15 protein-coding genes, 3 tRNA genes and 1 pseudogene are annotated in these 18,685 nt (G+C 58.9%); 6 read left to right on the top strand and 13 right to left on the bottom strand.

Features of this window, described 5'->3' with window-relative positions:
• Positions 1-299 (top strand): annotated as a pseudogene (locus F753_RS0124685) (hypothetical protein); the annotation flags it as partial.
• Positions 300-440: 141 nt separating this feature from the next.
• On the opposite strand, the gene F753_RS29945 reads toward F753_RS0124685, so the two are convergent.
• The 3 genes from F753_RS29945 to F753_RS29935 all read right to left on the bottom strand — a co-directional run bounded on the left by F753_RS29945 (position 441) and on the right by F753_RS29935 (position 762).
• Positions 441-525 (bottom strand) — tRNA-Leu (locus tag F753_RS29945).
• A 52-nt stretch (positions 526-577) separates the two neighbouring features.
• A tRNA-His gene (locus F753_RS29940) sits at positions 578-653 on the bottom strand.
• Between the two features lie 32 nt (positions 654-685).
• Positions 686-762: transfer RNA gene (locus F753_RS29935), tRNA-Arg, on the bottom strand.
• A gap of 273 nt (positions 763-1,035) precedes the next feature.
• Between F753_RS29935 and folD the strand changes: the two genes are divergently transcribed.
• Positions 1,036-1,890: a bifunctional methylenetetrahydrofolate dehydrogenase/methenyltetrahydrofolate cyclohydrolase FolD gene (gene folD / locus F753_RS29930; RefSeq protein WP_023444354.1), complete on the top strand. Its 855-nt coding sequence runs from the start codon at positions 1,036-1,038 to the stop codon at positions 1,888-1,890.
• Between the two features lie 60 nt (positions 1,891-1,950).
• Here folD and cysS read toward each other — a convergent pair whose 3' ends face one another.
• The 3 genes from cysS to ltrA all read right to left on the bottom strand — a co-directional run bounded on the left by cysS (position 1,951) and on the right by ltrA (position 6,917).
• A complete protein-coding gene (gene cysS, locus F753_RS29925; RefSeq protein ID WP_023444353.1) occupies positions 1,951-3,336 on the bottom strand; it encodes a cysteine--tRNA ligase in 1,386 nt (461 codons plus the stop codon).
• Entirely contained in the window at positions 3,336-5,003 is a 1,668-nt protein-coding gene (locus F753_RS29920; protein WP_023444352.1) for a glutamine--tRNA ligase/YqeY domain fusion protein, read from the bottom strand. Before F753_RS29920 ends, cysS begins: the two co-directional genes overlap by 1 nt.
• Before the next feature lie 174 nt (positions 5,004-5,177).
• Positions 5,178-6,917: a group II intron reverse transcriptase/maturase gene (gene ltrA, locus F753_RS29915; RefSeq protein WP_023444351.1), complete on the bottom strand. Its 1,740-nt coding sequence runs from the start codon at positions 6,915-6,917 to the stop codon at positions 5,178-5,180.
• 1,206 nt (positions 6,918-8,123) lie between these two features.
• Between ltrA and F753_RS29910 the strand changes: the two genes are divergently transcribed.
• Together F753_RS29910 and lpxH are read left to right on the top strand one after the other, a co-directional pair.
• Positions 8,124-8,618: a peptidylprolyl isomerase gene (locus tag F753_RS29910; RefSeq protein ID WP_023444350.1), complete on the top strand. Its 495-nt coding sequence runs from the start codon at positions 8,124-8,126 to the stop codon at positions 8,616-8,618.
• 6 nt (positions 8,619-8,624) lie between these two features.
• Positions 8,625-9,347, top strand: a complete 723-nt coding sequence (lpxH, locus tag F753_RS29905; protein ID WP_023444349.1) for a UDP-2,3-diacylglucosamine diphosphatase — start codon at positions 8,625-8,627, stop codon at positions 9,345-9,347.
• Here lpxH and F753_RS29900 read toward each other — a convergent pair.
• Positions 9,344-9,949: a MiaE family protein gene (locus F753_RS29900; RefSeq protein ID WP_023444348.1), complete on the bottom strand. Its 606-nt coding sequence runs from the start codon at positions 9,947-9,949 to the stop codon at positions 9,344-9,346. The genes lpxH and F753_RS29900 overlap by 4 nt on opposite strands.
• Positions 9,950-10,127: 178 nt before the next feature.
• On the opposite strand from F753_RS29900, the gene F753_RS29895 reads away from it, so the two are divergent.
• The gene (locus F753_RS29895; RefSeq protein ID WP_014820304.1) at positions 10,128-10,988 is read left to right on the top strand and encodes a universal stress protein; all 861 of its coding nucleotides are present in this window, start codon (positions 10,128-10,130) and stop codon (positions 10,986-10,988) included.
• Between the two features lie 41 nt (positions 10,989-11,029).
• Here F753_RS29895 and F753_RS0124680 read toward each other — a convergent pair whose 3' ends face one another.
• Entirely contained in the window at positions 11,030-11,506 is a 477-nt protein-coding gene (locus tag F753_RS0124680; protein ID WP_031297307.1) for a DUF1289 domain-containing protein, read from the bottom strand.
• 407 nt (positions 11,507-11,913) lie between these two features.
• Between F753_RS0124680 and acnB the strand changes: the two genes are divergently transcribed.
• Complete coding sequence (gene acnB / locus F753_RS29890) at positions 11,914-14,523, top strand: bifunctional aconitate hydratase 2/2-methylisocitrate dehydratase (protein WP_014820306.1); 2,610 nt, start codon at positions 11,914-11,916, stop codon at positions 14,521-14,523.
• A 271-nt stretch (positions 14,524-14,794) separates the two neighbouring features.
• On the opposite strand, the gene F753_RS29885 is transcribed toward acnB, so the two are convergent.
• From F753_RS29885 to F753_RS29870, 5 genes are all read right to left on the bottom strand, one after another.
• Complete coding sequence (locus F753_RS29885; protein WP_014820307.1) at positions 14,795-15,787, bottom strand: OmpA family protein; 993 nt, start codon at positions 15,785-15,787, stop codon at positions 14,795-14,797.
• Positions 15,788-15,886: 99 nt separating this feature from the next.
• On the bottom strand, positions 15,887-16,477 hold the full coding sequence (gene sigX, locus F753_RS0124675; protein WP_014820308.1) for an RNA polymerase sigma factor SigX: 591 nt from the start codon (positions 16,475-16,477) through the stop codon (positions 15,887-15,889).
• An 83-nt stretch (positions 16,478-16,560) separates the two neighbouring features.
• Entirely contained in the window at positions 16,561-17,385 is an 825-nt protein-coding gene (locus F753_RS29880) for a mechanosensitive ion channel family protein (RefSeq protein ID WP_014820309.1), read from the bottom strand.
• A gap of 2 nt (positions 17,386-17,387) precedes the next feature.
• The gene (locus F753_RS29875; protein ID WP_014820310.1) at positions 17,388-17,630 is read right to left on the bottom strand and encodes a hypothetical protein; all 243 of its coding nucleotides are present in this window, start codon (positions 17,628-17,630) and stop codon (positions 17,388-17,390) included.
• Positions 17,631-17,686: 56 nt separating this feature from the next.
• Positions 17,687-18,682, bottom strand: coding sequence for a zinc transporter ZntB (locus F753_RS29870; RefSeq protein ID WP_023444343.1), 996 nt, complete (start codon positions 18,680-18,682; stop codon positions 17,687-17,689).
• Between the last annotated feature and the right edge of the window lie 3 nt (positions 18,683-18,685).

Below are 18,685 nucleotides of genomic sequence, written 5' to 3'. Positions count from 1 at the left end.
GCGCGATGACCGGGGGGAGCCACAACAAATTGTTTGTCCCGGCCGACGAAGATGATTCCGCCAGCGATGGCAGCAAAGGTTCAGTTCAAGCCCACCCCATCGAGAAGCAGCACGACTACAACCTGCTGCTGTTGCACACCAATCCCGGTGAGCATTTTCCATCGGCCCAGCGCTGGCGCCTGAGGCTCGGTACCAACGGCATAGTGCAATGCGAAAGCAAGAAGGCCCACTGGCCTGAACCACCTGAGCTACAACGCCCCGCATGGCATCGATTGAGTCGTCTGTGGCGGCGAGGATGATCAGTACCATCAACCTCCGCCGTCTGCGCTGCAAGGCATCGTGCGTAGCCTCACGTGTTACAACAGCAGACACAAAAAAGCCCCTGTTACGGGGCTTTCAGAGATTTTCGATTCTTCTTGCAAAGCTTCGAAATCATGAGATGGTGCGGACGGAGAGACTCGAACTCTCACACCTTGCGGCGCCAGAACCTAAATCTGGTGTGTCTACCAATTTCACCACGTCCGCCAAGCAGGGCTTAAACGAAAACGCCAGGCAATGCCTGGCGCTTTCTGGAATATGGGGTGGACGAAGGGGATCGAACCCTCGACACCAGGAGCCACAATCCTGTGCTCTACCAACTGAGCTACGCCCACCATATTGCATTTGCTTGTGCCAGAGCCCGAAATGGCGCACCCGGCAGGACTCGAACCTGCGACCATCCGCTTAGAAGGCGGATGCTCTATCCAGCTGAGCTACGGGCGCTTTATCTGCATTCTGTTCGGAGCGCAGACTTGAAGCTCCGGCTATTGAAGAAGTAACCCTCTTCGAAAGCCATCTTACCCAGCAGCAGGCTGTGCTCGACAAGCGGGGCGAATGTTATAGAGGCTCCAAACACTCGTCAACAGCAAATTCAAAAAAATTTCAGTTAGATAAAGGAGTTACAGGTGCCGGTAGCTGCTTCGCCTTTGCCACATCGCTGCGACATGCGAGAATACGCGCCCTTTCCAAGTCCTCTCCAATGGTTAACCAAGCGTCATGACCGCAAAACTGATCGACGGTAAAACGATTGCTGCCAACATTCGCCAACAGATCTCCGGTCGTGTTGCCGAACGCCGCGCCCAAGGGCTTCGCGCTCCCGGCCTCGCCGTAATTCTGGTGGGCAGCGACCCAGCCTCCCAGGTTTACGTGGCGCACAAGCGCAAGGATTGCGAAGAGGTGGGCTTCAATTCCGTGGCCCATGACCTGCCGAGCGATACTCGCCAGGAAGATCTTCTTGCGCTGATCGATCAGCTCAACGACGACACCTCCATCGACGGCATCCTTGTGCAACTGCCGCTGCCAAAGCACCTCGATGCCTCGCAATTGCTCGAGCGCATCCGTCCGGACAAGGATGTGGACGGCTTCCATCCCTATAACGTCGGTCGTCTCGCGCAACGCATGCCGCTGCTACGCCCCTGCACGCCAAAGGGGATCATCACGCTGCTGGAGAGCACCGGTGTCGATCTGCACGGTCTGGATGCGGTCGTCGTGGGCGCATCCAACATTGTCGGTCGCCCGATGGCGCTGGAACTGCTCTTGGCTGGCTGTACCACCACCGTGACCCATCGCTTCACCCGCAACCTCGTAGAGCACGTTCGCCGAGCTGATCTGGTCGTGGTAGCGACCGGTATCACCGGCCTGGTAAAGGGTGAGTGGATCAAGCCTGGGGCGATCGTCATCGATGTGGGCATCAATCGTCAGGCCGACGGGCGCCTGCTGGGCGACGTTGAATTCGGACCAGCCAGCGAACGCGCCGCCTGGATCACTCCGGTTCCGGGTGGAGTAGGTCCGATGACCCGAGCCTGCCTGCTGGAAAATACGCTGCACGCCGCCGAACATCTGCATCGATAACTACTGCGAGTGAAACAAAAACGGCACCTTTCGGTGCCGTTTTTGATTACGCCGTGCCTTCTATTCAGCAAGACGCCAGGTCGTTCCGCCTTTGCCATCCTCCAGCACCACCCCCATCGCGGTGAGCTGGTCACGGATACGATCGGATTCGGCCCAGTTCTTTTCAGCTCGAGCCGTGAGGCGCGCAGCGATCAACGCCTCGACCTCGATGGCATCGACCTTGCCCGCCGCACCAGCCTGCAGGAAGGCTTCAGGCTCAAGCTGCAGCACGCCCAATACACCAGCCAATTCCTTGAGGCGCGCAGCCAGCGCCGCAGCCGCGGCCAGATCTGACTCACGCAGACGGTTCACCTCACGGATCATCTCGAACAGCACCGCGCAGGCTTCCGGCGAGTTGAAGTCGTCGTCCATCGCCACGCCGAAGCGCGCGATGAACTCGTCGCCGCCGCCCGGCGTCGCCTCAGGCAGGCCCTTGAGGCCGTTGTAGAAGCGCTCCAGGGCGCCCTTGGCTTCGCGCAAGCTGTCTTCGGAGTAGTTGATTGGGCTGCGATAGTGGCTGGAAACCAGCAGATAGCGCACCACCTCAGGATGGTACTTTTCCAGCACTTCCCGAATGGTGAAGAAGTTGCCCAGGCTCTTGGACATCTTCTCGCCATCGACACGCACCGCGCCGGCATGCATCCAGGCATTGGCGTACTGCTTGCCAGTGGCTGCTTCACTTTGGGCGATCTCGTTCTCGTGGTGCGGGAACACCAGATCCGGACCACCGCCATGAATGTCGAAGGTCTCGCCTAGGCAGCAGGTCGACATCACCGAGCATTCGATATGCCAGCCCGGACGACCGGCACCCCAGGGCGAATCCCAGCTCGGCTCACCTGGCTTGGCGCCCTTCCACAGCACGAAATCCAGTGGATCTTCCTTGGCCTCATCGACCTCGATGCGCGCGCCGATCTTCAGGTCCTCGATCTTGCGCCGCGACAGCTTGCCGTAACCGACGAACTTGCCGACCCGGTAATAGACATCACCATTGCCCGGCGCATAGGCGAAGCCCTTGTCGATGAGCGTCTGGATCATCGTGTGCATGCCGGCGATATGGTCAGTCGCACGTGGCTCGATATCCGGACGCAGTACGTTGAGGCGGGTCTCGTCCTCGTGCATGGCAGCGATCATTCTCTCGACCAGCGCCTGGAACGGCTCGCCGTTCTCGCTGGCACGGCGGATGATCTTGTCGTCGATGTCGGTGATGTTACGCACGTAGGTCACGTCGTAGCCGCGGTGGCGCAGCCAACGGGTGACCACGTCGAACGCGACCATCACCCGTGCATGACCGATGTGGCAGAAGTCATAGACCGTCATGCCACAGACGTACATACGCACCTTGTTGCCTTCCAGCGGGCGGAACGCTTCCTTGGCCTTGGTCAGCGTGTTGTAGATCGACAGCGCCATCATTGACCCCAGGAGTCACGCAGCGTGACGGTGCGGTTGAACACGGGAGCGCCCGGCTTGCTGTCCTTCATGTCCGCGCAGAAATAGCCTTCGCGTTCAAACTGGAACCGCTCTTCAGGTTCGGCACTGGCCAGCGACGGCTCGGCACGGCACCCCTTGAGCACAACCAGCGACTCCAGATTGATGTTGTCGAGGAAGCTACCGCCCTCCTCGTCCTTTTCCGGATTGGCCGAGCGGAACAGGCGATCGTACAGACGCACCTCGCACTCGACGCTCTCGGCGGCCGGCACCCAGTGGATGACGCCCTTGACCTTGCGCCCCTCCGGATTCTTGCCGAGGGTGTTCTCGTCATAGGAACAGCGCAGCTCGACGATATTGCCCTGATCATCCTTCACGGCTTCATCGGCACGGATGACGTAGCTGCCGCGCAGGCGCACTTCGCCGCCCGGAATCAAGCGTTTGAACCCAGCCGGAGGGACTTCCTCGAAGTCGCCGGCGTCGATGTAGAGTTCCCGGCTGAATGGCAGCACCCGCACGCCCATATCCTGCTTGGGATGGCGCGGTAGCTCGAGGTTCTCGACCTGACCTTCCGGGTAGTTGGTAATCACCACCTTGAGCGGCTTGAGCACGCACATTGCACGGGCTGCATTGGCATCAAGATCTTCGCGGATGGCGAACTCCAGCATGCCGATGTCGACGACGCCACCGGCGCGATTCACACCGATCATGTCGCAGAAATTGCGGATCGACGCCGGGGTGTAACCGCGACGACGAAAGCCCGAAAGCGTCGACATCCTCGGATCGTCCCAGCCGTTCACGTGCTTCTCATCGACCAGCTGCTTGAGCTTGCGCTTGCTGGTGATGGTGTAGTTCAGGTTGAGGCGAGCGAATTCGTACTGACGCGGCTGCGCCGGCACCGGCAAGTTGGCCAGGAACCACTCGTACAGCGGCCGGTGATCCTCGAATTCCAATGTACAGATCGAATGCGTGATGCCTTCGATGGCATCCGACTGACCATGGGTGAAATCGTAGCTGGGGTAGATGCACCACTTGTCACCGGTCTGGTGATGGTGAGCATGGCGGATGCGATAGAGAATCGGGTCGCGCAGGTTCATGTTGGGCGAAGCCATGTCGATCTTCGCCCGCAGTGCACGGGCACCATCCGGGAATTCGCCGGCTTTCATGCACGCGAACAGATCGAGGTTTTCTTCTACGGAGCGCTCACGGAACGGACTGTTCTTGCCCGGCTCGGTCAGGCTTCCGCGATACTCGCGGGCCTGCTCAGGCGTCAGATCACAAACATAGGCCTTACCCGCCTTGATCAGATGGACGGCCCACTCGTGCAGCTGATCGAAATAGTTGGAGGCATAGCGCTCCTCGCCCGCCCACTGAAAGCCCAGCCATTCGACATCACTTTTGATGGCGTCGATGTACTCCTGGTCTTCCTTGGCCGGGTTGGTGTCATCGAAGCGCAGGTTGCACTCGCCACCGAACTCCTTCGCCAGGCCGAAATTCAGGCAGATCGATTTGGCGTGGCCGATATGCAGATAGCCATTGGGCTCAGGCGGGAAGCGGGTGACGATCTTGGCGTGCTTGCCGGAGTCCAGGTCGGCCTGGACGATCGGACGGAGAAAGTTGCTAGCGGCGGGAGTCTCGGGCTTGCTCATGATGTCCTTAACGATCAGCGAGTGCGGCTCAGGGTAGGCCGACCAAATGTCGGGTAGGGACAGGCCATTACTGGCCCGTCCCCCCCTAAGAACCGTACGTGCGGCTTTCACCGCATACGGCTCAAGTTTACGAAAAGTCAGCTGATGGCTGACCGGCAACAATGTCGCGTGATCTTAACATTCCAGACCACCGTATCGCAGAGTTACCTTTTCACGCCGGCTATGCACCAGCGCATGACAGTTGGGATGAAGCAGCACGCGATTGCTCAAGGTATCCGGTCCGCCGTCCACACGCCTGATGACGTGATGGTCGTGCCAACCGGTCTCCTTGCTGATCGCATGCCCGCACAGGGCACAAACCCCCTTCTGTCTGCGAAAGATACTGAGTATTTGCCCCTGATAACGCAGCTTGTGCTGCATCCGCTGGACCCTCAACGCCTCCCACTTCAGCTCATGCGCCGCGTCGTAGGGCTGATACTCACCCGGTAAACGCTTGTGACGCACGATTGCGGTTTCCGCCAGCTTGTACAGCTGTCGGTAATGCCTTTCTCCCTTGCCATTTTTGTAGGGATACGCAAACACCCAGTTCTGCCCGCCTATGGATCGGAAGTATTTATTCCTGATCCAGTCAGCCGACTTCTTCGAGTGCCTACGCTTCGCCCACCTCCAGAGTCGCCAGAAAATCAAGCTATCCAGCTTGCTGAAGGTCTGTTTTGCCACGACCGGGGAGTGGTATTGCGCCCACCCCTTCAGTACCGGGTTCAGCTGGCCGATCAGCGCATCCTGCGTCAGTGCCCCGCTGTTTTTGATGATCTCTCGCACTTTCCGATAGAACGCCGAGGCGTTCTTCTTCGAGGGTTTGATCAGCAGCTTGGCGTTCCTATACGGCGATTTCGGCACGTACTTCCTGAAATTCCACCCTAGAAAATCGAAGCCTTGATTGATGTGCGTGATCTGCGTTTTCGCCTGTGACAGTGCAACTCCTCGTACCGACAGGAATTGCTCTACCCAGGGTTTGACCTCGTCCTCCAGCAGCTCTTTCGAGGCTGCCGTCACGACGAAGTCATCCGCATAGCGCACCACATACACCTTGGCTTGCTGAGCTTTTGTTTTTCCCATTTGCTGCACCAGATGGCGCTTCAGTTGGGTTTCCAAGCCATTCAAGGTGGCGTTTGCCAGACAGGGCGAGATAATTCCTCCCTGCGGCGTCCCGGCCTCCGTAGCCATGAGTTGTCGCCGGTCGATAACCCCGGCCTTCAACCACTTGCGCAGCACCGTCCTGTCCATCGGAACATTCCGGCACAGCCATTCATGGTTAATGTTGTCGAAGAAACCTTTGATGTCGCCTTCCAGAATCCAGACCGGCGCCGTTTGTGGCGACAGCAGGTGGAAAAGCTCGACCATTGCGTCAGCAGTCGAACGATCCGGGCGAAATCCATAGGATTTCAGATCGCTGGTGCTTTCGATTACAGGTTCCAACGCTTGCAGATACAGCGCCTGCATGGCCCGATCCAACATCGTCGGGATACCCAGTGGGCGTTTCTCTGGCTTGCCGGCCTTCGGTATCCATACCCGCCGTAGCGGCTTGGGCCGATAGCCTCGCTTTTTCGACAGACGTCCCACGGCCTGGAGCTTGGCCTGAGGCGTTCCCCAGGTTTCTCCATCGACACCCGGCGTCTTGCGACCCCGGTTCTCCGTGACTCGCCTTACAGCCAGACAGCGGCCATAGAACGAGTGGGTCAGCAGTCGTTGCAGGCGTTTAACCCTGCGCCAGTCGCCTTCCCCAGTTGCCTGCGCAATCTTTAGCTGCGTTTTCCGAACGGTTTGTTGAATCCTGGCCCAATCAAGATCGTGCCAGTTCGTCATCCCGTCGAAGGACGCAGACGCGACCGGTGCTGCTGGTTGCGTTTTCATACTGTCCTCCTGAGATCACGACTTTCAGGACGGACTACTCCCCTATGGGCAGTAGTCGCCCATAGGGTCGTTTGTTATCGCTGGAATCAGCGGCTATTTGCGCTCGTAAACCAGATGCACGTCAGCCAGGGTTGCCCCTGCCGGTGATGTTTCAACCGGTATGCCACCCATTACAGGCAGCCCTTCGCTTTTTGCATCCTCCCATTCCCCACACCCATCAGCGCCCCTTGCGGTTTGCCTGCCTGACCGATGTTGCTGACCAGGCGAGTGGTCGGGATTGCCACGTTCCCCGAGTCGCATCTATTCCCCGTTTAGGCTTCGTCTATCCCCCGACAGTTGTGTGGTACCGCATCACAAGCTTTGACTGTGATGCCAACTGCTATGCCGTTTTTGGCTGAGGCCAATAATTGCCGTAGGCCCGTCGATAGTTACGAGGGTTCTGGCGACGATTCACATGCGTTAGCCATGCGGGTTAGGTCATTAGCTTCGTCGCGTCCGTGCAATTCGGACGCGAAGCGTTCTCCGTCACCGGATAACACCCTCTTGCGAGCGAGACATTGTTAATCGGGCTTCACACCCCAGGGTTGGCCCCTGACGCATGCCGATCTAATGAACTGGCGGGTACACGCCAGGCTCGGTACTCCCTGAACAAGCAGAGCTGAGCAATGCGATTCGGAGCTTGACGCTCCGCGCTTGGTTTAACGTCCCCCAACGTCTCACGACGGTAATAAAGGCTCGATGCCCAACGTGAGGGACGAAATCTGCCCAGAGGGCGGAATTCACCCTCTGGGTTAGACATTATTTGTAACAATCGAGCTAGGCTAGATTGCAACTTTCTGGTTTCTACACCCCATTGCGGACCCATTTTGGGTGCGAATTGATGCAGATTCATTGCCTAGCCTCGTAAAAACGCAGAGCGTCCGAAGCGTAGGATTACCAGGCTGAGCCGGGTACATTAGCTGCTGTTTTAAGCATTAACCCCTTGAAACAAAGGGTTTGGAGCCATGGTGCAGTTAACCAAACCAAGCGCGACACGTGCACACGTGTCGCACCAAAGCGCTTATCATAGCGGACCCGTCAACCCCCTGACAGAGCAATGCGCCTAAGGCGGCACTGCCATCAGCGCCTGACGGCATTCGGTACGACGACCCTTGCAGCGGCCTGTCCCGCACTTGGCCAGCCCCACGAAAACGGAATCTCTCCCCGATGATCAAACTGCACACCAACTACGGCGTCATCACCGTCAACCTGTTCGAAGACAAGGCACCGGAAACCACTGCCAACTTCAAGGAATATGTGAAGAGCGGTCACTACGACGGCACCATCTTCCACCGCGTGATCAGCAACTTCATGATCCAGGGCGGCGGTTTCGAGTCTGGCATGAAGCAGAAGCCGACTCGCGCCCCTATCAAGAACGAGGCCAACAACGGCCTGTCGAACAAGACCGGTACCCTGGCAATGGCCCGCACCATGGAGCCGCACTCTGCCTCCGCGCAGTTCTTCATCAACGTGAAGGACAACGACTTCCTCGACCACAGCGCGCCAACCGTTCAGGGCTGGGGTTACGCCGTGTTCGGCGAGGTGACCGACGGCATGGACGTGGTCGAGAAGATCAAGGCCGTGGCGACCACCATGAAATCCGGTCACCAGGACGTTCCAGTGGAAGACGTGGTGATCGAGAAAGCGGAAATCGTCGAGTAATCGCGAGTGATCCTGCTGATCTCCGATCTGCACCTGGAAGAGGAACGCCCGGACATTACCCGGGCGTTTCTGCATTTTCTCGCCACTCGCGCGTGCCAGGCCGAAGCGCTGTACATACTCGGCGACTTTTTTGAGGTCTGGATCGGCGACGATGCCATAACACCCTTCCAGCAATCGATCGCCGACGCGTTACGCGCCCTGAGCGAACGCGGTACGCGCATTTACCTGATGCACGGCAACCGTGACTTCATGCTGGGCAAGGGCTTCTGCCGCGCGGCGGGCTGTACGCTGCTGGGCGACCCGAGTGTGGTCGAGCTCGGCGGTGAGCGCGTCCTGCTGATGCATGGCGACAGCCTGTGCACCCGCGACGAAGGCTACATGCGGCTACGGCGTTTGCTGCGCAATCCGCTCAGCCTGTTCATCCTGCGCCATCTGCCGTTATCCACTCGTCGAAAACTCGCGCGCAAGCTGCGCAATGAAAGTCGCGCCCAGACGCGCATGAAGGCTTCGGACATCATCGATGTCACCCCGGAGCTGATCCCTCGAGTACTCGCCGAGCATGGCGTGCGGACCCTGATCCACGGCCACACCCATCGCCCCGCAACACATGAACTGGAAGTCGACGGCCGTCCGGCGCAGCGAATCGTGCTCGGCGATTGGGACCAGCAAGGCTGGGCGTTACAGGTCGACGAGAGCGGCTTTCAGCAAGCCCCGTTCGATCTGAACTAAGCCGCCAGCGGCACGCCGCTGTGGAAGCGAAACTCGGCGTCCGGGCTTTCGATGAGCTCGCGCTCGCGTTCACGTACCCGAATGATCGCCGCATCGACATCGGCCGCATCGCCATATTGGTACGCCAGCTTGAGATAGTCCTGAAAGTGCCGCGCTTCCGACTTGAGCAGCCCGTGATAGAACTTGCCCAGCTCCTCATCCAGATGCGGCACCAACATGGCGAAACGCTCACAGGAGCGTGCCTCGATAAAGGCACCGATCACCAGCGTATCAGTCAGTCGGTATGGCTCATGATTGCGTACGAGTTCACGCAGGCCGGCTGCATAGCGTGACGACCCAACGTTCCGCAGCTGGATCTCACGTCGGCGAATGATTGCCAGTACCTGCTCGAAATGACGCAGCTCCTCACGGGCGAGGCGCGACATCTTGTTCTGCAGGTCCGGTTTGTCAACGTAGCGGAACATCAACTGGAACGCCGCACCTGCCGCCTTCTTCTCGCAGTTTCCATGATCGATGAGCATCACATCCTGATTCTGCAACGCTGCATCCACCCATGCGGCGGGTGTGGCACAACCGAGGAATTCGTTGAGATCAGGAAGCATGTCTAGCCTTGCATATTCAGGAACTTAATAAGCCGACAGTTAAATGGCACCGCCGGACACCGGACGGGCATTATTGCGAATGCCGCGCGGAGCAGCCAGCCTTGCTTGATATACATCACGGCCGGCATCGCAGGCTTGTCTATAGTTGACCAACCTGAATCTGGAAATGGAGCCGATCATGCAAGCCATTCGCTGCATCCTCGTGGTAATTGACCCGAACCAGCCGCAAGAGCTGGCACTCAAACGTGCGCGACTGATCGCAAGTGTCAGCCAGTCCCGCCTGCACCTGCTGGTGTGCGATACCAGGCACGACCACGGTGCCCACCTGACTGCACTGAGCGAACAGCTGGCTAGCGAGGGCCATCAGGTGTCCACCCAGCAGGCGTGGCACGAGAGCATCCATCAGACCATCATCAACGTGCAGCAGGCCGAAGGTTGCGGGTTGGTGGTCAAGCAGCACGTGCCGGACAACCCCCTCAAGCGCGCCCTGCTCACTCCCGAGGACTGGAAGCTGCTGCGTTATTGCCCCAGCCCGGTGCTGATGGTGAAAACTGACAAGCCATGGACAGGTGGAAACATTCTCGCCGCGGTGGACGTCGGCAACGCCGATCTGGAACACCGCACGCTGCACGCGACCATCATCAATCACGGCTACGAGATCGCCAGCCTCGCCGACGGCAAGCTGCACGTCATCAGTGCGCATCCTTCTGCGATGCTTTCCGCCGCCGACCCGGCGTTCCAACTCAAGGAAACCATCGAAGCTCGGTATAGAGATGCCTGCAAGCAGTTCCAGGAAGAGTTTCAGATTCCTGACGCTCAGCTACATGTCGAGGAAGGCCCTGCCGATGCGCTGATTCCGCGCGTTTGCCACCAGCTCAAGGCCGTCGTCACAGTGATCGGTACGGTGGCGAGGACCGGATTCTCTGGCGCGCTGATGGGTAACACTGCCGAGGTGGTGCTCGACACGCTGGAAAGCGATGTCCTGGTACTCAAGCCCAACGACATCATCGATCACCTCGAAGACCTGGTTCGCCACTGAGTCAGACCGCTCCGAGCGAAAGCGCTGGCCCGCGGGCTTCATCAGACCCTGAAGTCGATACCTTCCGCTAGAAAGCGTGGCGCGATGTAGCGCTCGTAATGAGCCTCGGAAAGCAGGAAGAACTCCTGATCGATCGCGTCGCGCAGTTCAGGCAGCGGTCGATCACGGAATTCGGGTAGCAAAGCAACGCCATAGGCTTCGAGCTGCTGAATCAGCCGCGCACCGCGCGCGATCAACTGATAGGCCCAGCAGTAGGGAGACTGCTCCACTACAAAGCGGATCTGCCGAGCCTCCAGCTGCTGGCGCAACAGCTGAGCATCGAACACTTCGAGTTTGGCCGTCATGACCTGCGCCAGGAGGATTTCCAGACGCCGCCATACCGCCCGCTTTTCCTCTTCGCCATAGGCGTTCCAGTTAACCACCTCATGATGGAATCGCTTGCACCCACGGCAGACGATATCGCCGTACACCGTCGAGCACAGACCAATGCAAGGGGTTTTGATGCGCTGTGAGGACATGACCGAAGCAGGTTGATGGCGGGCCGAACATCTTAGACTTTTGTCCTACCAGGGTCATCCTTGTTTAAAGCGTGGCCCCCTCTTGCGCCGCCACAAGCCCAGGCCCCGCGGGCCCGAGCGAAATCTTTTCACGCAAGCTCACGAAGCCTCGGCGGCGGCCGCCGCTGGCGCTCGACTTAACTTTTGGGGCCATTTCCAGTAGTATCGGCCCGCCGTTTTTGGCGCCACATTCCATACGAAGCTGTTTTCAAAGCGTCACGAGCACAGTTGAACCGGCTGCGTGCCGGATGCGCAGATTTATCTTCACCCTGCCCATCCGGCCTCGCCCGCCCGGCGTAAAACTTTGAAAACAGCTTCCGGATGCGCGTCCCGAAACACCCAAGGGACCAATGATGAGGGTAAAAACTGTGCTTGAAGCCTATCGCAAACACGTAGAAGAGCGTGCCGCCCAGGGCGTCGTGCCCCAGCCGCTGAACGCCGAGCAAACCGCAGGTCTGGTTGAGCTGCTGAAGAATCCGCCAGCCGGCGAAGAAGAATTCCTCGTTGACCTGATCACCAACCGCGTCCCCGCTGGCGTCGACGAAGCCGCCTACGTCAAGGCCGGCTTCCTGTCCGCCCTGGCCAAAGGTGAAACCTCCTCGCCATTGCTGAGCAAGCAGCGCGCTGTCGAACTGCTGGGCACCATGCAGGGCGGCTACAACATCGCCACTCTGGTCGAGCTGCTGGATAACGCCGAACTGGCCGCTGTTGCCGCCGAGCAACTGAAGCACACCCTGCTGATGTTCGACGCTTTCCACGACGTGGCCGAAAAAGCCAAGGCCGGTAACGAGCATGCCAAGGCTGTGATGCAGTCCTGGGCCGAAGGCGAGTGGTTCACCAACCGCCCGGCAGTTGCCGAAAAAGTTTCCCTGTCCGTATTCAAGGTCACTGGCGAAACCAACACCGACGATCTGTCGCCTGCCCCAGACGCCTGGTCGCGCCCTGACATCCCGCTGCACGCGCTGGCCATGCTGAAAATGGCCCGTGAAGGCATCAACCCGGACGTACCGGGCTCGGTCGGCCCAATCAAGCAGATGGAAGAACTGAAAGCCAAGGGCTTCCCAGTTGCTTATGTCGGCGACGTGGTCGGTACCGGCTCCTCGCGCAAGTCGGCTACCAACTCCGTGCTGTGGTTCTTCGGTGACGACATCCCGAACGTGCCGAACAAGCGCGCCGGTGGCTTCTGCTTTGGCACAAAGATCGCCCCGATCTTCTACAACACCATGGAAGATGCCGGTGCCCTGCCGATCGAATTCGACTGCAGCAACCTGGCCATGGGCGACGTGATCGACGTCTATCCATACGCTGGCAAGGTTTGCAAGCACGGCACCGATGAAGTCGTCACCACTTTCGAACTGAAGACCGACGTCCTGCTGGACGAAGTCCGTGCTGGCGGTCGTATTCCGCTGATCATCGGCCGCGGCCTGACCGAGAAGGCCCGCGCCGAACTGGGTCTGGCACCGTCCACCCTGTTCAAGAAGCCGGAAGCGCCGACTGACAGTGGCAAAGGTTTCACCCTCGCGCAGAAGATGGTCGGTCGCGCCTGCGGCTTGCCGGAAGGCAAGGGCGTTCGTCCGGGCACTTACTGCGAACCGAAGATGACCACCGTCGGCTCCCAGGACACCACTGGCCCGATGACTCGCGACGAGCTGAAAGACCTGGCTTGCCTGGGCTTCTCCGCCGATCTGGTCATGCAGTCGTTCTGCCACACAGCTGCCTATCCAAAGCCAATCGACGTCAACACCCACCACACCCTGCCGGACTTCATCATGAACCGCAGCGGCGTGTCCCTGCGTCCGGGCGACGGCATTATCCACAGCTGGCTGAACCGCATGCTGCTGCCGGATACCGTTGGTACCGGTGGTGACTCGCACACCCGCTTCCCGATCGGCATCTCCTTCCCGGCCGGCTCCGGCCTGGTCGCCTTCGCCGCCGCCACTGGCGTCATGCCGCTGGACATGCCGGAATCCGTACTGGTGCGTTTCAAGGGCCAGATGCAGCCCGGCATCACCCTGCGTGACCTGGTTCATGCCATCCCCTACTACGCCATCCAGCAGGGTCTGCTGACTGTCGAGAAGAAGGGCAAGAAGAACATCTTCTCCGGTCGCATTCTCGAGATCGAAGGTCTCAACCAACTGACCGTGGAGCAGGCATTCGAGCTGTCCGACGCCTCCGCCGAGCGTTCGGCTGCCGGCTGCACCATCAAGCTGCCGGAAGACTCGATCGCCGAGTACCTGAAGTCCAACATCACCATGCTGCGCTGGATGATCAGCGAAGGTTACGGTGATGCCCGCACCCTGGAGCGCCGCGCTCAAGCGATGGAAGCGTGGGTCGCCGATCCGAAGCTGCTGGAAGCAGATAAGGACGCCGAATACGCTGCGGTGATCGAAATCGACCTGGCCGAAGTGAAAGAGCCCGTGCTCTGCGCGCCGAACGACCCGGACGATGCCCGCCTGCTGTCCACCGTTGCTGGCGAGAAGATCGACGAAGTCTTCATCGGCTCCTGCATGACCAACATCGGCCACTTCCGCGCTGCCGGCAAGCTGCTCGACAAGGTCAAGGGTGGCATTCCGACCCGTCTGTGGCTGGCTCCGCCGACCAAGATGGACGCTCATCAGCTGACCGAGGAAGGCTATTACGGCATCTACGGCAAGGCTGGCGCGCGCATGGAAATGCCGGGCTGCTCGCTGTGCATGGGTAACCAGGCTCGCGTGCAAACCGGTTCCACTGTGGTCTCTACCTCCACTCGTAACTTCCCGAATCGTCTGGGTGACGCCACTAACGTCTACCTGGCTTCGGCAGAGCTGGCGGCAGTAGCGTCCATCACCGGCAAGCTGCCGACCGTCGAGGAGTACATGGAATACGCGAAGAACATCGACAGCATGGCTGCCGATATCTATCGCTACCTGTCTTTCGACCAGATCGCCGAATTCCGTGACGCTGCGGAGAAGGCCAAGATCAAGGTCGTCGAAGTCTGATGACGCCGTAAGGCAATAAAAAAACCCCGCCTCGGCGGGGTTTTTTATTGCCTCCATCGCCGCTGCCCCCTTCGCCAATCAGAGCGGCGACCAACGCCTGCACACGCACGCTGCTACAGCAATGCGCACCGGCCACACCTGCCATCACCGCGCAGCACAGCCGCAGAAAAAACGCCATCGGGAAAAAGGGATTGCCACTAGAGATAGTCTTTTCCCACAGACAAAGAAAAGCCCGGACTAGCCGGGCTCTTCTAGGCGTAGTTAACTCAGACTACTGAACCTGAGCTTCCACTTCTGCTTCAACGCGACGGTTGATCTGACGACCTTCCTCAGTGGCGTTGTCGGCAACCGGACGGGACTCACCGTAACCTGCGGAGTTCACGCGGCCACCCTCAACACCGTATTCGTTGACCAGAACGTTGCGCACTGCTTCGGCACGACGCTCGGACAGACGCTGGTTGTACTGGTCAGTACCAACGGAGTCAGTGTGACCTTCAACAGTGGTGTTGGTCTGCGGGTACTGCTGCATGAAGTCAGCGAGGTTCTTGATGTCGCTGTAGCTTTCTTCACGAACGCGCGACTTGTCGAAATCGAACTTGACGTCCAGTTCGACACGGACCAGCTCAGGAGCAGGCTCTGGTTCGTTGTCGACAATCGGAGCCGGAGCCGGCTCTGGAGTCGGCTCGACTGCTGCAACCTCGCGAGCACCACCACCGAAGTTCAGACCGACACCAACACCAGCCATCCACTCAGCCTCGTCTGCATCGATGTTGTACATGCCGTCGACGCTGGCCTTGGCAAAGAAGTTCTCGGTGAAGTAGTACTTGAGACCGGTACCAACATTAGCGAAGGTGCTGCTGTCACGACCGCCACGAGTCGCCTGGCCGATGCTCTGATGAGCCACACCAGCGGAGACGTACGGACGCAGGCCTACGCCTGGCGCGCCGAAGTGGTAGGCAGCATCCAGCGAAGTAAGGCTACCCTTGATGTTCTTGTGGCTGCCATCGGCGCCGACCGGATCCTTGGAGGTCAGGTCATGGTATTCGCCGTAGGACAGGCCCAGGGAAACATCGTCGGTAAGGAAGTAGCTGGCGCCAGCGCCATAAAGCTCGCCGTCACGCTGCACGTCACGCGAGCTATCGGTGAAATAGTGCTTACCGAACGCTTCCACCTCTACGGCGCCCTGTCCTTGGGCCAGCGCGCTGAGAGAAGTGGCGGCAACCATCGAACCGATAACGACGCCTAAGGTGTTTTTAAGTTTCATCCGTAAATCCCCATCTGGTGGTTAGAATCAGAACAATCTAAGGAAACCGGCTGTCTGTATGCCCAAGCTGTTCGCAAGGTATAAGACAAGTTTCCAGGATTAAGTTTCAGTAGTATCGGAAAATTTTTCCCGCAGCTTATCGAGCGCACGCTTGTATCGCATCTTCGTTGCACTCAAACCCATATGCATGATGTCCGCGATTTCTTGAAACTCAAGTTCAGCAACAAAACGCAACACCAGTATCTCTCGATCGATCGGATTCACATGCACGAGCCACCGGTCGAGCCCAGTCTTCTCCTCGATTCTCGGCGCCTTCTCGTCGGATGCCTCTTCAAGCGGGTCGAGGCTGAGTGCGTCAAGCAAACGCCGTTTGCGGCGCTCCTTACGATATTGAGTAATGCATTCGTTATAAGTGATGCTATATAGCCACGTCTTGAATTTCGATTTGCCCTCGAAGTTTTTCAGCCCATATAAAACCTTGAGCATAACTTCCTGACATACATCGTCAGCGTCCCGCTCGTTCCCCAAGTAACGCGCACATACATTGAACAGTGTGCGCTGATATCGCCGCATAAGCTCTTCATATGCACGCGTTATATGAAATAGTTCGACATGAGCATGCTGCACCAGCTCTTCGTCGGTGAGCTGGCGAGGGTCGTAGCGCGATATGGACGATGGGGTTTTAGTCAAGACGCTTCGAGCCGGCAGTCGGGGGCACGGCCACCATTAAGGAAACCGGAAAAAAGGCGACGTACTTTACCAGAATCGCAAGGCTAACGGCTGCCGACGCGTTGTTCGAGCAGTACTCTGTTAGCGACAGAGGTCAGTTCGCCGTCGTCGGTCAGTAGCAATGTTTTGACCGTTCCGATTTCCTCGATCTGTCCTTCGATATCCGCCAGGCACACGCGCTGCCCTACCTCGTAAAGCTCACGCACATAGATGCCAGCCAGTATCTGCGATACCAGCTCGCGACTGCCGAGTCCAAACGCAAGCGCAACTGCCAAGCCGACGGTGATCAGCACGATGGCGATGACATAGTTGAGGAGTTCGGTCTTTACCTCGAGCTGTCCGATCGCAACGGAGATGCTGATGATGATCACGAGCCCCTGCGCCATGCGCGCCAGGCCGTTGGCATAGTCCAGCCCGACACTCTCGGCAGCGCCACGCACCAGGCCGCTGAGCAACTGCGCCAAGAGCACGCCTGCGAGCAGAATCAGTGCCGCGCCAAAGACTTTAGGTACGTAGAGGGCCAGCATATCCAGCGTTGCCGACACTCGCTCAAGCCCCAGCGATTCAGCGGCTGAAACCAGAAAAATGAGCAGCACAAACCAGTACACGACCTTGCCGATCAGCGCGGAAACCGGAATGCGGATCCCCGCCCGCCCCAGCAGCTTGGTCAGACCGGTACCCGCCATCAGCCGGTCCAGGCCCACCTTGGCAAGCACTTTGGAAAGCAGGGTGTCGAGGAGCTTTGCGACGACGAAACCAAGCAGGACGACGACCAATGCGCCGAACAATCGGGGAATGAACGCGGCGACGGAAGCCCAAAGGGAGCTCATCGCCGACAACAGACTCTGGGTCCAGGGATCGAATTCCATGATCAATCAGCCTTATCGAACGAACAGTTAGGTGTTTCTCGGCGAGAAACCGGAGCGACATGACCTGAGCCGCTGTTGACTGCGATCATCAAGGCCTGCAGCCAGTGACCGATCAGTGCAAACAGGTCACCGGCACCAACCTGCCGGTTGGCCGTTTTCAACACACGGCCCAGACAAGCGTCGTCATCATGAACCGAGGGCTTGTTGAGCAGATCGCGCAGGGATTCTTCGAAGGGATCGCGCATGCAAACCTCGCTAAAGTATGTGGTCTAGACGGCTTACGGTTAGGTGGGAGTCACATTCACACCCAACGCAGGCGGCGCAGTATCCACCATTGCAACAGCGCAACGCCGCCGATGAGCAGGCAGGCAACGACGAACCCGTAGGAAAACTCGGCCCCGGGAATACCACCCACATTGATCCCCAGCAGCCCAGTCAGGAAGCTGAGCGGTAGAAAAAAGCCGGTAATTATAGCCAGCAGGTACATGGTGCGGTTCATCCGCTCGCTCAGCCTGCGATGCTCCGACTCCAACACCAGATTCACGCGCTCGCGGACCATCTCGAGTTCTTCCAGATAACGGATGAGCCGGTTACTCAGCTCGTTCCAGTATTCAGTGTCATCCTCGGCAAACCAGCTCGGTTGATTACGCGTCATCTGGCCGTAGAGCTCGCGCTGCGGCAGCAGGAAGCGCCGCAGGCTCGCGGCCTGCCGGCGCAAGGAAAGCATCGAAGCATGTTCCAGGGTGTATTGCTCATCTCCCTCGAGCCGCTCCTCCACGGCGTCAATGCGCTCGGCCAGCTGAGTGACCAGATCATCGACTCGCTCTGTCATCGCCTCTGCCAGATAGAGCAGCAGTTCAGAGGTCGATTTCGGCCCCCTACCTTCCGACAGCAATCGAATCACTACTTCGGTGGAGCGCAGCGGCCGAAGGCGAAGCGAAATGACCCGCTTTTGATCGGCGAATACGCGCACGGAAACCATGTCTTCCGGCTCGGCATCGGGGTTCAGATTCACCCCCCGCAAGAACAGCAAGAGCCCTTCCTGCGGCAGCGCCAAGACGCGCGGGCGCGTGTTCTCCTCAAGCAGCACATCGCAAGCGAACCCACTGAGCCCGCTTTGCCTGCGCAACCAATCCTGCGCCTGGGGCTGGCCACGATCCCAGTGCAGCCAGATGCTCTCATTGGCCGCAAGCTGCAGCTCAGGCAAATCGCTATAGCCGATCTGGCGAGCCCCGCCGTTGCCGTCGAGAACAAAGGCGTGGATCAGCCCGTGCTGTTCGCTTTCGGTTTCCCGCATCGA

It is taken from the genome of Stutzerimonas chloritidismutans AW-1 (assembly GCF_000495915.1).
In the GTDB taxonomy this organism is placed as follows: domain Bacteria; phylum Pseudomonadota; class Gammaproteobacteria; order Pseudomonadales; family Pseudomonadaceae; genus Stutzerimonas; species Stutzerimonas chloritidismutans.
This window is presented reverse-complemented; position numbering and strand designations above follow the sequence as displayed.